Source organism: Thalassospira sp. CH_XMU1420-2 (genome assembly GCF_037029325.1).
In the GTDB taxonomy this organism is placed as follows: domain Bacteria; phylum Pseudomonadota; class Alphaproteobacteria; order Rhodospirillales; family Thalassospiraceae; genus Thalassospira; species Thalassospira povalilytica.
Genome location: NZ_JAYMEG010000005.1, coordinates 162464 through 176807, shown reverse-complemented (window position 1 = coordinate 176807; position 14344 = coordinate 162464). Strand labels below are relative to the sequence as shown.

The window sequence follows — 14344 nt, the reverse complement described above, 5'->3', positions numbered from 1 at the left end:
TAAAACAAAACTGGCCCTGCGAGTATTCCTCGCAGGGCCTTTTTTTGTGCAGACGGACTAAGGCTGATGACGGGCCGGGTGCCATATGTCATCACCGGTCGGTCCATTATTTTACCTTGCCTTTGGCGGTCCGTTCGAACACCGCAACAAAGAACCCGTCCGTGCCATGGACATTCGGCGACAGACGCAACCACGGTTTATCCTTGCCGCCCGGAACCGGAACGGATTTTGGCGCGTCGGGCCAGATTTCATTGATCGGCACCGGTTTGAAATCCTTGCGATCACGCATGAAGGTTTCAATCAGGCGTTCGTTTTCTTCGGGCATGATCGAACAGGTCGCATAAATCAGGCGCCCGCCCTTGGTGACCTTTGCCGCACCAGCTTTAAGGATCTTGCTTTGCTGCGCCATCAGGGTACGCAGGTCACGCTGACCGATACGCCAGCGCAAAGCCGGATTGCGGCGCAAGGTCCCAAGCCCCGAACAGGGCACATCAAGCAACACACGGTCAAAGAAGCCCGATTTGTTGCGCAGCCAGCTGTCGCGTTCATCAGCAATGATGCGCTGCTGGATGCAATCACCTGCACCGGCACGACGTGCACGTTTGCGCGAATTGTCCAGACGACCCCCATGGGTATCACAGGCAAGGATACGTCCCTTGCCGCGCATGTCAGCCGCAATACCAAGGGTCTTGCCGCCACCGCCAGCACACATATCAAGGATGGTCATGCCCGGCTTGGCATCGACCAGCTTGACGCAAATCTGCGATGCTTCGTCCTGGATTTCGATCAGGCCATCCTTATAGGCCGCAGTCACCAGCATATTGAGGCCCAGCGGCAAACGCAGGCCGTTCGGTGCAAACGGGGTGCGTTCAATATCCTTGATGCCATCGGCTTTCAGCGACTTGATCGCGTCTTCGACAGTTCCGCGCAGACGGTTGACGCGCAGATCAAGCTTGGCCGGCTGATTATAGGCCGCCATTTCCGCCGACAGGTTTTCATGGTGAAGCTTCATCAGCTCCGCATACAGCCATTTCGGCAACTCGGTTTTGACCGCGCCGGGCTGGGCATCATGATCAAGGGTCTTGTCGGCCAGTTTGTTGATCAGGTGCTTTTCATTGGGATGAAGCGTTTCCGGGCAGAATTGTTCGCCGCAGAAACGGTCTTCGATATCGGCCTTTGACAGACCATCATGCAGAACCAGTTCGGCGATCATGCGTGCACGACCGTCCTGGAACTCATAGCCCATTTCCGCCAGCCACCAGCCCAGACGGGCCTGATGCCGGATCAGGTTATAGAAACGTTCGCTGATTTCACGGCGATCGCCACCGCCGATGTAACGGCGTGATCCGAAATAGCCAGATACAACGCGGTCTGCGTCGTCTCGGGTATGGGTCCAGCCATCATAAAGTTCAATGACGGCTGCGATACGTGCACCGGGTTTCAAAGCGAATTTCCAACCTGTTTTGCGGGTGTTACTGCTGCTTCGGATATGGGAAGCGCAAACACCGCTTGCGATAAATACGATAAAAAAGACGATGACGGCAGGAAGACCTGCCGTCATCTGAAATACGGGGCTGCTGATAGCATGTCGCGCGCGGTTCGCCAACCGCTTCGAATGCAGGGCTGCTCAGCGAAATCGCGACAGCCAGATCAGCAACCTGATTGCTTAGCCGCCCGGACGATAGTTCGGAGCTTCGCGGGTGATGGTCACGTCATGGGCGTGGCTTTCGCGCAGGCCGGCATTGGTGATGCGTACGAATTCGGCGCGTTCACGGAAATCGGCAAGGGTCGCCGAACCGGTATAGCCCATCGATGCCTTAAGACCGCCAACCAGCTGATGGATGATCTGGCCTGCCGGACCTTTGTACGGTACGCGGCCTTCGATGCCTTCGGGAACCAGTTTCAGGTTGTCCTGGACGTCCTGCTGGAAATAACGGTCGGCCGAACCACGTGCCATGGCACCGACCGAGCCCATCCCGCGATAGGATTTATAGGAACGGCCCTGATAAAGGATGACTTCGCCCGGTGCTTCGTCCGTACCGGCAAGAAGTGAACCAACCATGCAGGTGCTGGCACCCGCGGCCATTGCCTTGGCAATGTCGCCCGAGAATTTGATACCACCATCGGCAATGATCGGCACATCAAGCTTGTGCGCCATTTCGGCACAATCAAGAACCGCGGTCAACTGCGGCACGCCGACACCGGCAACAATACGGGTCGTACAGATCGACCCCGGTCCGATACCGACCTTGACCGCATCGGCACCGGCTTCTGCCAAGGCCTTGACGGCGGCTGCGGTTGCGACGTTACCGGCAATGATCTGGGTATCGCCGACTTTTGCCTTGATCTGTTCGACCGCCTTGATCACGCCAGCCGAATGGCCATGCGCGGTATCAATGACCAGAACGTCAACACCGGCTTCGATCAATGCTGCGGCGCGTTCAAAGCCCGCCTCGCCGACACCGGTTGCCGCAGCAACACGCAGACGACCGCTTTCATCCTTACAGGCATTCGGGTGCAGCTTGGCTTTTTCGATGTCCTTGACCGTGATCAGGCCGGTGCAACGATACGCTTCGTCAACAACCAGAAGCTTTTCAATACGGTGTTGGTGCAGAAGCTTTTTGGCTTCGGTGGTGTCGACATTTTCGGTCACCGTAACCAGACCTTCGTGGGTCATCAGTTCGGAAACCGGCTGTGCGCGGTTGGATGCAAAGCGGACATCGCGGTTGGTCAGAATACCGACCAGCTTGTTCGAGCCGCGCTCGACAACCGGAATACCCGAAATATGGTTTACATCCATCAGATCAAGCGCATCGGCCAGCGTCTGGTCAGGATGAATGGTGATCGGGTTGACAACCATACCCGATTCGAACTTTTTCACGCGGCGAACTTCTTCGGCCTGCTGTGCGATATCGAGGTTCTTGTGAATGACCCCCATGCCGCCATGCTGTGCCATGACAATCGCCATTGCACTTTCGGTCACCGTATCCATAGCCGAGGAAAGCAGCGGGATTTTCAGGTCAATTTTCTTGGTAATGCGGGTGTTGGTCTGCACCTGAGCCGGCAGCACTTCGGATGCGGCGGGTTTGATCAATACGTCGTCAAACGTCAGGGCTTCTACAATGCGGGTCATCTGGCCACCTCGTTAATCTGAGTTGGCGCGGAATTTATACACGTTACGCCCCAAATGCCAAGTTTTCTGCGCCCATAACAGCCCTGTGATTTTATTGATGCTTTATTTTGCGCATTCCGTTAGAAACTGGTCGATGGGGCTTCTGGCAGGCAACACCGCGTAGACGTTGTCATCCCGCCAACCGTCAAAGCCGCCAAATCCCTGACATCAATGTTATGTGATCTGCGTATGATGCCGTGCGCCAGATGGCGATTTTGCGATCAGGCAACGTCTTGGGTACGGGTATCAAGAACCGTCCCGACAAAATGGCGAACATCACCATCAAGTGTTTCAGCACGCCCCAAAAGACTGGTTGCCTCGTCATGCAGGGCAAGCAGGACATCGCGCGACGCATGGGTGCCCGATGCGACTTCGGTTACGCTATCGACAATGTCGCGCATCAGTTTGACGGCCTGTTCGATACGGTTGCCGATTTCCGTCACCGCGGCGGTTTGTTCGCGGGTTGCCCCCGCTACCAGACGCGCACCATTGTCTATTTCGGCAATGGTTTCACTGATATCGCGCACTGAAATCACGGCTTCGCGGGTCATTTCCTGCATCTGACCGATTTCACGAATGACCTGTTCGGCAGCATGGGCGGTCTGGCTGGCAAGATTTTTGACCTCGGATGCGACAACGGAAAATCCCTTGCCGGCATCGCCTGCCCGCGCAGCTTCGATTGATGCATTCAGGGCCAGAAGATTTGTCTGATCGGCAACATCCGTGATCAGTTCAACCACACCGGTGACCCTTACTGCCAGCGCATCAAGACGCCCCATATGCTCACCAGCCGACCGCGCACGTTCAACAGCGGTTTCTGACAGTGACGCCGATCCGTCAATCTGGCATCCGATCTGCTGGATCGATCCGCTGAATTGTTCGGTGGCGGTCGCAATCCCGTCAAGTGCGGCACTGCTTTCATCTGCGGCCCGGCGCATTTCCGCCGCCTGGATCGCAATTTTACCAACATTCTGCGACAGGAAGTCGGAATTGGTGGTCAGCTTGCGCGCACTATCAGACAAATCGCCGACAACAAGCTTGAGATCATCACCAATCTGCCCGGCACTGTTGCGAAATGTTCTGGTCTGGGCATCCATGACATCAAGTGCCTGATTGACCTTCTGGGCATATCCGACCAGATCACCGCGCAGCCCGCGTGGAATGATCTTGCGGAAATAATCCCCGCGCGATGCACAATTCATCGCAGCAGCGGCTTCTTTGGTGAAGGCTTCTGTCAGGTCAAGCAACTGATTGACGGCATTTTGCATATTGGCAAGCTTGCCCCGGTGCAACCGGTTGGACACGCGCGCATCCATATTGCCATTGGCCGCCGCACGAACAATGTCGCACAGCTCATCAAGATATCGCTGCTGCCGATAGATGGTCAGAAGCCCAGCGGCACAACAAACGCTGAGCACCCCGGCAAGGCCCGCCACAACAAGGCCCATATGCGATGACCAGACAAATCCGGCAACAACAGCCAACAGGCCCAGACACCAGCCCCCGGCCAATACCAGACGCAGGTTAGAGAGTGAAAACAAATTGATCATAATCGACGCCCGCATCCCCCAGAAGCTTCGTGACCATTGCCGTTCCGCGTGCCATGCCTTCTTTGCGATTGCGTTCTTTGGCTTCTTCTTCGCAAAGGGCGGCATAAAGCGGAATGACTTTTTCAATGGCATCACGACGCGGTACGCGACGATTTGAATGATATCCGATGATCTTGCCATCCGGGCCGAAAGTCGGCGTTACATTGGCCAGAACCCAGTAATGGTCACCGTTCGAGCAGCGATTGATGACATAGGCGAAAATTTCGCGACCGGCTTCGATGGTTTGCCATAACAGGGAAAACACACATCTTGGCATGCCGGGATGACGAATGATGCTGTGGGGTTGGCCAAGGATGTCGCGTTCACGGTATCCGGCCACCCGAAGGAACACATCATTTGCATATGTGATCCGACCTTTAAGGTCGGTCTTTGAAACGATAATTTCGTGTTCGTCGAAATAGCGTTCGACGCCGGTCAAGAACAGATTGTCCTGCTTCATCAGTTACACCCCACAACAAAGGACCCACCCCAATCGGTCCATCTGCGCACAAACATTTCGTCGCAGATTGAAGGGTAACTATATCCCGCAATGCCAATTACGGGGTTTGATGTAGCGCAAGGGAAAAGACGATTATTTGGCGGTGCCGGTCGTGACCTTTGGCACGACCGGCCCGATCATTATTCAACCGGCGACCAGCCGTCATCTTCACGCAGTTCGGCGTTTTTGATGTCGTCTTCGGCATTGTTCTGGCCGCGGAAACCGGTGGCAATCAGATAGGCTTCCGGGCTTTCGGGGCGCGATGCCGGCGGCTTGGCGTGTTTGGTCACACGGAAATTCTTCTTAACCCGGTCAAGCAAATCGTTTTCGGTACCACCCTTGAACACCTTGGCGATGAAAATACCGCCCGGCGCCAGAACTTCCTCGGCAAACAGCAAGGCATGTTCGACCAGGTCAATAATGCGGATATGGTCGGTTTGACGATGCCCGGTGGTTTCAGGCGACATGTCGGAAATTACCGCATCAACCGGGCCATCAAGGGCCTGCTTGATCATGTCGGGCGCCTTGGGATCAAGGAAGTCGGCTTGCAAGCAGGTTGCGCCAGACAGACCTTCCCATTCCAGAATATCCAGACCAACGACCTGGCCCTTGCCATGTTTGGAGCCGACCATGTCAATCGCGACCTGCGTCCAGCCCCCTGGTGCGGCACCAAGGTCAACAATGCGCATACCCGGGCGCAGCAGATCAAACTGGTTGTTGATTTCAATCAGCTTGAAGGCCGCACGCGACCGGTAGCCCAGACGTTTTGCTTCCTGCACATAGGGATCATTGAGCTGACGGTCGAGCCAACGCGTCGAAGACAGTTTGCGCCCCTTTGCACTTTTGACACGCGTGCGCAGGCCACGGCGTGCGCCGGTATCAATGGCTGCAATGGCTGAACCCTTGCGGCGGCGCTGCCCGCCTTTTCCGCTGCGATTTTCGCTCATGATCTTTCCTGAACTGAATTCTGTTTTGGCCAATGGCCTGTCGGGACGATGCGTCTACCGATCAGGATGAAGCCGGAATATGCGACACTGTATGACGGCGCGCGTCGCACGGGTCAATAGCATGACCGTCCGCACGCATCAAATCGACCAAAATACCTTCGCGCAGGCCCCGATCCGCGACCTTGAGCGTCGCCAAAGGCCAGATATCACGAATCGCTGCGAAAATTGCCGCCCCTGCATCCATCAGTTCGGCCCGCTGATTCCCGATACAGGGATGCCCCTTGCGCTTGTCTGATTCCATGCGCAACAGCAGCTCGGTCACCCGTTCGGCATCGTCGAAGCGCAGATCCGATCCGTCAACCTTATGACGTTCATAGCGTTCAAGACCAAGCGCGATGCCACAGAAAGTCGTCACCGTACCGGATGTCCCGACCATCTGGACCTTGTCATCATCCAGCATGTCAGTACAGCAATTGCGTTTGGCGAATTCTTCAAGACGTTCACGGATTTCGGTCCGCATTGCTTCGAACCGTTCGCGCCGTTCCTCGACCGAGGCATAGCGTTCGGTCAGGCACAAAACCCCGCATGGCATCGAAAGTGTTTCAATGCACTGGGTTTTGCCGGTTTTGTCGACCTTGATCCAGCAGATTTCCGTGCTGCCACCGCCAATATCAAACACCACCGCATAGGGGCGTTCATCCAGCAGCGCCGAGCAGGCCTGAAGCGCAAGGCGGCTTTCCTCGTCTGGATTGATGATATCAAGGGTGATGCCGGTTTCGTCAAAAACACGACGCACGAATTCTTCGCGGTTATTGGCCGTCCGGCAGGCTTCGGTCGCAACTGCGCGCAAACGTGCACCGGGATGGCGGCGCAATTTTTTGGCACAGACACGAAGGGCATCAATCGCGCGTTCCATGGCCGCTTCGCACAGATATCCCTTTTCGCGGACACCTTCGCCCAAGCGCACGACGCGCGAAAAGGCATCAATAACCTTGAACCCGTCATTACATGGACGCGCCACCAGAAGCCGGCAGTTCGAACTGCCAAGGTCAATCGCGGCATAAAGCGGCACGGTGATACAATCGACCATGCGCGCAGGTTTTTCACGGTCACCGGGCACATGCACAGCCTGCCCCGGCTGCGGCATTGCCGGTTTGTCAGGCACATCAAGCACCGCATGGTCGCCCATTGCAGCGCCGCCTGCGGGGCTTTCTGCCCGGTGCGAGTTGCTATGGGGATTGACCTGCTTCACCTTTCGAAAACCTGCTTTCTGTTAATCGCACTGTCTGTATCGCGGATCATCAAGACATTTATATGACGATCCCGCGAATCAGCTATATGAGTGTAACGACAATCCCCGACAAGGCAAATCCCGTATGCAGTAATCGCATGGTTGAATAAATCGAAACAAAAAAGGGGTTGCCAAACCCGGGCGGGTTTTATACATAGCGGCCCACGCCACGATGCATCGCGTGTCGCGGCGGACCAAGTTTTGTTGGGGAATAGGTTAACGGTAGACCTACGGACTCTGACTCCGTCAGTCCTGGTTCGAATCCAGGTTCCCCAGCCAACTTTGCCGGACGTTGCAATGGCCCAACATTGCGCAAAACATGCGGTCCGGGGTATAAATAACGCACACCAAAGTACTGCTGGGGAATAGGTTAACGGTAGACCTACGGACTCTGACTCCGTCAGTCCTGGTTCGAATCCAGGTTCCCCAGCCACTTTGCCCGCCCTTCCCGATTTCGACCTTTGTTCTTTGTCGTTCTAATTGGCGTCGATCAATCATCAATCCTGCGCGCACGCAAATTGCACGTGATGGCAGCTTTGATATACATCTGTAATCTCGATCACGTTTTCAGGAGACAGGCGATGGATCAGGTCACGGGCGGCTGCCTTTGCGGCAAGGTCACGATCACGGCAACCGGTGCGCCGTACCGGGTCGGTTTGTGCCATTGCCTGGATTGCCGGAAACATCATGGCGCGCTGTTTCATGCATCCGCGATCTTTCCCGAAAAGGCCGTGACCATTACCGGTGAAACCACATCATTCAATGGACGGCATTTTTGCCCGACCTGCGGATCATCGGTTTATGGTCACACCGATGACGAGATCGAAGTCAATCTCGGCATTCTCGATGCCCCGGATCAATTCACCCCGAGTTACGAGCTCTGGACGATCCGGCGCGAAAGCTGGCTACCGGATTTTGCGCTTCGTCATTCTTATGAAAAAGATCGCCCGGAAACCGATCGCAACGAAGATTGATACTGCCTGGCCGACACCAAACAGATCATCATGCAGATCGTCAGGAACACAAATGACAGGGGGGCGATGACTGATCAGGTTTGTTTTCGGCCGCCTCGCCCGCATCGGACAAAACGCTTGTCCCGGCATCGGTGATCAAAACATCGACGGGCACGTCATATTGGTGGGGTTTGATGTCCTCAAGTCGGGTTGCTTCAAACCCGATCCCGACCACCAGTGGCTTGCGCGTCATTGCCGCCAGTGTGCGGTCAAAAAAACCGCCCCCATAACCCAGCCTGTACCCTGCCCGATCAAATCCGACCAGCGGGGCAAGCAATACATGCACCGGAATTTCGGGGGTATCTTGCGGTTCGGGTATGCGGGCAAAGCCCGGGGTCATTACGGTATCGGGCGTCCAGTCGTGAAAGACCATCGGCATATCCCGGCCCGGAACAACAGGAAGGGCAGCGCGACCGCCTTCGGAAATATGGTCAGTTATCACCGCGCGCAGATCGACTTCATTCTGGATCGGCCAGTAAAACCCCACCGTGGCACCGCGCCGCGCCGACAGGAAACTGTCAAAATGCGCGCGGATCTGATCGGACAGATTTTGGTGGGTTACGCTATCGAGTTCCGATCGCCAGCCAAGCAGGATACGCCGAACGGTTTGCCGCCATTCAGACTGGCTTTGTTCATCGTCCGATTGTGGCGGGGTTGGCAAATTCAGGCTCATGGGCGCGATCACAGTTTGCAGATGGGATAGCAGATAGGATGTGCAGAGGACAGAAGCCACAAGCCTACAGCAAAACCCCATAAACGCATAACGCGCCGGGAACCCGGCGCGTTAACGGTTGTCAGCAAAAAAGCTGCAAGCCAGATAGAAATTTAGAGAATGGCGAGTTCTTCTGCCGACATGCGGCCATTGCGACCTTCAATCAGCTCAAACTGAATTTTCTGCCCTTCATCAAGTCCCTGCAGACCAGCACGCTGAACTGCGGTGATGTGCACGAATGCATCTTTTCCGCCTTCGTCAGGGGTGATGAAGCCATAACCCTTGGTCGCATTGAACCACTTAACCGTTCCGGTAGCCATATCCGTAGTCGTCCTTAGTTTAGTAGGCGCATCCCCGAAGTAAGGAGATGCAAGAAAACAGTCCCTGCAACACACCCATTAAGAGCATGATCACCATCAACCAGGAAGCAACCACGCGCATGAAAGATGCACTGCATCGTTTCAACAATTACGCGAAATTTGGGCTTAGTGCAATGGATTCATGTATGAAGTTCTTTTTTCGCCGTCTGATGTCATCGGTAAAATGCATGATTTCGTGCGGTTGAAAATCCCGCAAGGACACATCACCCCTAGATAAAACAATCTTCACGGCGAATTCTCGCAACGGTTCCAGATGCAAGAATGCAGTTATATCATGGGGATATTTTTTTTCATCGAACCGCATATTCAATACAGGCAAATCAGATAGGCGACTGATCCTTGTGACTTTTCCCTGCGTACCGAATGCCGATCCGCCTTGGAACCCGCATGAATTCAAATTTCAGATCGGCACATCCTGTTGCGCCAAATGGCGGTTAAACGGGCACAATGAAATAAGCTGTTATGTCGCAGTAACTTACAGACCAGATGAAAAGAAATGTCTGATTTTGTCATTTTTTCGGGGACGGTTTCACGTGACATTGCCCCTGAATTGGTTTGATTATGGAACAATGAATCCAAAACGCATCAAATGGATGCGAATTCACAAGATCAATGCATCAGACCATAAGATGCAGCAAACGCGACCGGGACACCGAAAATACTTGAATGGGAACGACTTTCGGATCGGAATACAGTAAGTGACAGCGACAACCAAGATCGCAAACCCGCGTGACATTGCGCAAAACGCCATGGCGCTGATAAACGAGCTTAACCTGCAGCCGACACCTCAGGTTTATCACGTTTTTTACAGCTATTTGTCAGACGAGATTCCCGAACTCAGCCAGTTGGTAAAGGTCCTGATCCGCAACACGCAGGAACTGGATGAAGAAACCGTATACCGGATTTACCACAAATATCTGGGCACCCACGCGGTCGAACAGCATATCAACCAGGGGGTCGAAGGCCTTCAGGCAGCGGTTGAACGCGTCGAGGAAGCCGTGCATTCGGTCATGCGCGACACCGAACAGTTCTGTGGCGAATTCGATACCGCATCCCAACGGCTTCTGGCAGATGACATTACCCTTGAAGATGCCCGTTCGGTCAGCCGCCAGTTGTCGGGCACATCGAACAAGGCCCGCGACTGTTACGGCACCTTCAATGGCAGCCTTGAAGAATATCACAAGGAAGTCCGCCGGGTCAGAACCGAACTGGAACTGGTGCGCCGTGACGCCCTGACCGATACGCTGACCGGCATTGCCAACCGCAAGAATTTTGACAGCTCGCTTCGCGAAGCCGTGACCTCGACCATGGAAACCGGTGCGCCATTGACCTTGCTGATGATCGATATCGACCACTTCAAGGAATTCAACGACAATTTCGGGCACCGGGCCGGTGACGGGGTTCTCAAGGCGGTCTCGCGGGTACTGGTACGCTCGACCAAAGGCGCAGATACGGTCGCGCGATATGGCGGCGAAGAATTCGCGGTCATCTTGCCTGATACAACGCGTGAAAACGCTGAAAAACTGGCAAACAAGCTGCGTGAAAACGTGTCAAACCAGCGGATTATAAACAAAAAAACAGGCAAAGATTTCGGTAAGTTAACCGTTTCTATTGGCTTGACGTCCTACCAACTAGGGGAGAATATACTTGAGTTTGTTGATCGCGCGGACAAGGCTCTTTATCTCGCAAAACAGGATGGTAGAAACACCTGTGTCCTGCAGTAGGTCATACGCATAAACAGGCACTAAACAAACGTTCCGGGTCATTAAATCTCTGACACAAGAGAAAACCGGGGCACATAATCAACAGGTAAAGACACCGAGCCAACACACGTGTCCTGACAGGCCAAAATCAGCAGGTTCGAGCCCTTATAATCGTCCCTGTTATGCACAACATACATGTGCAAAGGCTTTGCGGGGCGGAGCAACCATATGAAGACACCAAAGACCGAACGTAAGATCGAACTTGAACACAAGATTTTCAAAACGTTCGAAGAATGCCACTTTCAGAAGTCTGATATTTCAGACGAAGCTCTTTTTGTCCTTAAAATGGCAGAAGGATCTGTTGTGTCATTGCCGCTTAAGGCCATCTGCCGTGAATTCGATATCGATCCGGAATCCAAAGATGGCGATCTGATCAGCCTGATCGACAAGGCCCTGAATTTTATCAATGTGCTGCGCCCCGGCGACAATTTGCCGCTTGAGGTTCTGACCGGCGAAGCATCCTGGGAAGTCGACGAAGAACATCAGGCGATTGCCTATAACCGTATTACCATGCAGTTGGTCACCTGGATGTCCGGCAGTGAGGAACTCATTACCGACCCGGACGAATTGATGCAGATCGCCGAGGACCCCAACACCAAGAAAAAGATCAACCAGGCTTTTGACGAAGTTGCCGAAAAGCTTGGCCTTGGCAAGAACAACCGCGAGGAAGTCGTCAATCTGGTCCATCAGGTCGCAGACGAGCTGTCCTATATCGAAACGCTGCGCGTGAAATACCGCAAGATCCTGATGGTTGACCGCAAGTTGCAGGAACTGCGCCGTATCTATGCCCACGAAAAAGGCGTTCTTGAAACCGTCACCCAGGCCATCCGCCTGCTTGATGATGCCAAGAAAAAGTTCGAAACGACATTTGACGAACTTGATGCCAATACCGGGGAAATCATGTCGGTGCTGCGCAACTTCACATCCCAGCGCCAATATATCCGCAGCAAACGTGATGACCTGCACAAACGCCTGCGCGCCTGGCAACCCCTGATCGAGCTGTGGGAAGACCTTCAGCTTGAACGTGGTCCGGCGGCTGTAAGGCTTGTCAAGGAAACCTATCAGTTCCTTGCCCCGCGCTTCATGAAGGTCAAGGAATGGCTTCTGATGACCAAGGTGCAGGATGGCGTGGCCGAACAGCACAGCTTCAAGAACGAAGATGAACGCATGGGCGCGCTCAAGGGCAAGATGATGCAGTGGTAACCCACCCCATCGGTTCGGATACACAAAAGGCGCGAAATCAAATTCGCGCCTTTTTTCCTGACTGCTGACCGATGCGACCCGGTAAGCCCGACCTTGGGGCAACGGTCAGTCCCCTGCCATGGTGATTTTCAGGGCAACGTGATCATCAATCACGGTAATCGATTTGGCCGCATGTGCGGGTACCGGGACCTTGCGATCAATGCAATAGGCGATCATCGCTGCGGCAAGCTGGGCACCGGATGTCGGGATGACGGTTTTCTGCCCCTCGTCCGAGGTGATGGTCATGCGGGCGACGACTTCTTTTGATCGTTCGATTTCAAAACTGCTGATCTGGCCCGGCGGCAGCGACTTGCCCGTGCGCCGACCATGCGCGACCAGCGCCTTGATCAGTTCGCCATCTTCAAAAACGATACAGCGTATCTCGCGCATGCCGCACATCCTGTAACAGTTGTTTGATTACATATGGTTACTGCAGAACCACAAAACAAACATTAACAGAGACGATGCTGCGTCACGCACAGGGGTTGGCCCGCCCGTGATCGAAATCCGGCTTAGCTGCTGGCAAGCCAGATGCCGACACCGATCATCAGGGTTCCGGCCACCCGGTTCAGTACCCGTACATTGCCGCTTTTTTCAAGGAACCGACGCAAGGACCGACCACCGGTCGCATACAGGGTCATGCAAATCAGTTCGGTCACCAGAATGATCGCCACCAGAACCGAAAGTTGCGGGGCGATGGCATGTTCAAGACTGATAAATGGCGGCAGCAATGAAATCATGAAAGCCCAGCCTTTGGGGTTGGCAATGGCGGTCACAAAGCCCTGCGCCATAAGGGCGGTTGCCTTTGCTGTCTTGACCCCGTCGACCTCGGCCGAGAGCGCCATACGCCCGCGTGAACGCCACATCTGAATGCCCAGCCAAGCCAGATACGCACCGCCGACATATTTGAAAACCGCAAAGACGGCCGGGTACTGTAACATCACGGTGGCAACACCAAGCGCGGATGCCACCACCACAATCCCGACGCCAACAAGTTCGCCCGCCATCATCCAAAGAGTACGGCGCAGACCGATGGTCATGCCAAGCGTCAGGGCAAGGGTCATGCACATGCCCGGCGTAATCGACACAAAAAAGGCCGTCGGGATAAAGGCCCCGATCAAGGAGAGACTGACCATCAAAGGTTCCTGTGGCTTGGTGTGGTGCGCATTTCTGATCGCCATTTTTGGGGCATGGCAGGATCAGACAAAACCACTACCCGATAAGGCGATTTCCGACCAGCGTCTTTTTGGCATGGCTTCATTCCCATCACAAAGCGCAATCCGGTTCCCTGTAATCATCCCCGGAAAGCCTTTGGAACCGGGAAAATACAGCCTGCTTTTGCCCCCTGCTTTTTGCCGTCCCGCTAAATTCCACCCCAAAAAGAAGCCAAAAGGTACAAAAATTACTTGACCCCGGCGGGTCGTCCGACGAAATTGGGGACATCGCCAGCCAAGACTGGCACCCAAGCCAATTGATGAAGACCGATGACCGCAGACATTTGCAACATTGATGCATATGCCGATCGCGCCGAAGCCGATGCTTCGGGCGCCTTTGTGCTGTCTGCCCTAAACCTTCTACTCGGTCTTATTGGTCTTGCAGCCCTAGGCTCGCTACGACTTACGCGCCCCTGAGCGTAATATGACGGCCCGGATCACAGGACACATTGTCGATCCATTTGCCGCAGCTCAGGGGAATAAAGTCGCGCCAGACGGCCCGCACTCCTTCCAGACAGAATT

Annotated in this window: 13 protein-coding genes and 2 tRNA genes; 5 read left to right on the top strand and 10 right to left on the bottom strand. The window is 54.5% G+C overall.

Translation table 11 applies throughout. From position 1 onward, the window contains the following. Window positions 1-106 precede the first annotated feature (106 nt). The 6 genes from WA429_RS16115 to WA429_RS16090 all read right to left on the bottom strand — a co-directional run bounded on the left by WA429_RS16115 (window position 107) and on the right by WA429_RS16090 (window position 7459). A complete protein-coding gene (locus WA429_RS16115; protein WP_114114319.1) occupies window positions 107-1444 on the bottom strand; it encodes an RsmB/NOP family class I SAM-dependent RNA methyltransferase in 1338 nt (445 codons plus the stop codon). A gap of 222 nt (window positions 1445-1666) precedes the next feature. Next, a complete protein-coding gene (gene guaB / locus WA429_RS16110) occupies window positions 1667-3133 on the bottom strand; it encodes an IMP dehydrogenase (RefSeq protein ID WP_101247887.1) in 1467 nt (488 codons plus the stop codon). A 260-nt stretch (window positions 3134-3393) separates the two neighbouring features. Beyond that, window positions 3394-4722, bottom strand: a complete 1329-nt coding sequence (locus WA429_RS16105; RefSeq protein WP_170310295.1) for a methyl-accepting chemotaxis protein — start codon at window positions 4720-4722, stop codon at window positions 3394-3396. After that, on the bottom strand, window positions 4697-5221 hold the full coding sequence (locus WA429_RS16100; protein ID WP_068517115.1) for a PAS domain-containing protein: 525 nt from the start codon (window positions 5219-5221) through the stop codon (window positions 4697-4699). Before WA429_RS16100 ends, WA429_RS16105 begins: the two co-directional genes overlap by 26 nt. A 179-nt stretch (window positions 5222-5400) precedes the next feature. Next, on the bottom strand, window positions 5401-6207 hold the full coding sequence (locus WA429_RS16095; RefSeq protein ID WP_101247885.1) for an RlmE family RNA methyltransferase: 807 nt from the start codon (window positions 6205-6207) through the stop codon (window positions 5401-5403). 61 nt (window positions 6208-6268) lie between these two features. Next, window positions 6269-7459 (bottom strand): Ppx/GppA phosphatase family protein, encoded by a 1191-nt coding sequence (locus WA429_RS16090; RefSeq protein ID WP_287466427.1) that lies wholly within the window; start codon window positions 7457-7459, stop codon window positions 6269-6271. Window positions 7460-7703: 244 nt separating this feature from the next. Here WA429_RS16090 and WA429_RS16085 point away from each other — a divergent pair. The 3 genes from WA429_RS16085 to WA429_RS16075 all read left to right on the top strand — a co-directional run bounded on the left by WA429_RS16085 (window position 7704) and on the right by WA429_RS16075 (window position 8472). Beyond that, window positions 7704-7777: transfer RNA gene (locus tag WA429_RS16085), tRNA-Gln, on the top strand. A gap of 80 nt (window positions 7778-7857) precedes the next feature. Then, window positions 7858-7931: transfer RNA gene (locus WA429_RS16080), tRNA-Gln, on the top strand. Between the two features lie 148 nt (window positions 7932-8079). Beyond that, window positions 8080-8472 (top strand): GFA family protein, encoded by a 393-nt coding sequence (locus WA429_RS16075; RefSeq protein ID WP_250282777.1) that lies wholly within the window; start codon window positions 8080-8082, stop codon window positions 8470-8472. A gap of 40 nt (window positions 8473-8512) precedes the next feature. Here WA429_RS16075 and WA429_RS16070 read toward each other — a convergent pair whose 3' ends face one another. Next, window positions 8513-9184, bottom strand: coding sequence for a 5-formyltetrahydrofolate cyclo-ligase (locus WA429_RS16070; RefSeq protein WP_287466428.1), 672 nt, complete (start codon window positions 9182-9184; stop codon window positions 8513-8515). 152 nt (window positions 9185-9336) lie between these two features. Further along, window positions 9337-9543 (bottom strand): cold-shock protein, encoded by a 207-nt coding sequence (locus WA429_RS16065; protein WP_008892097.1) that lies wholly within the window; start codon window positions 9541-9543, stop codon window positions 9337-9339. 758 nt (window positions 9544-10301) lie between these two features. On the opposite strand from WA429_RS16065, the gene WA429_RS16060 reads away from it, so the two are divergent. Together WA429_RS16060 and WA429_RS16055 are read left to right on the top strand one after the other, a co-directional pair. Then, entirely contained in the window at window positions 10302-11327 is a 1026-nt protein-coding gene (locus WA429_RS16060) for a GGDEF domain-containing protein (protein WP_068517110.1), read from the top strand. A 207-nt stretch (window positions 11328-11534) separates the two neighbouring features. Continuing rightward, complete coding sequence (locus WA429_RS16055) at window positions 11535-12569, top strand: hypothetical protein (RefSeq protein WP_068517109.1); 1035 nt, start codon at window positions 11535-11537, stop codon at window positions 12567-12569. Between the two features lie 105 nt (window positions 12570-12674). Here WA429_RS16055 and WA429_RS16050 read toward each other — a convergent pair whose 3' ends face one another. Together WA429_RS16050 and WA429_RS16045 are read right to left on the bottom strand one after the other, a co-directional pair. Continuing rightward, complete coding sequence (locus WA429_RS16050) at window positions 12675-12998, bottom strand: hypothetical protein (RefSeq protein ID WP_068517175.1); 324 nt, start codon at window positions 12996-12998, stop codon at window positions 12675-12677. Window positions 12999-13120: 122 nt separating this feature from the next. Beyond that, window positions 13121-13744 carry a LysE family translocator gene (locus tag WA429_RS16045; protein ID WP_068517108.1) on the bottom strand — a complete coding sequence of 208 codons (624 nt, stop codon included), beginning with the start codon at window positions 13742-13744 and terminating at the stop codon, window positions 13121-13123. Window positions 13745-14344: the final 600 nt, after the last annotated feature.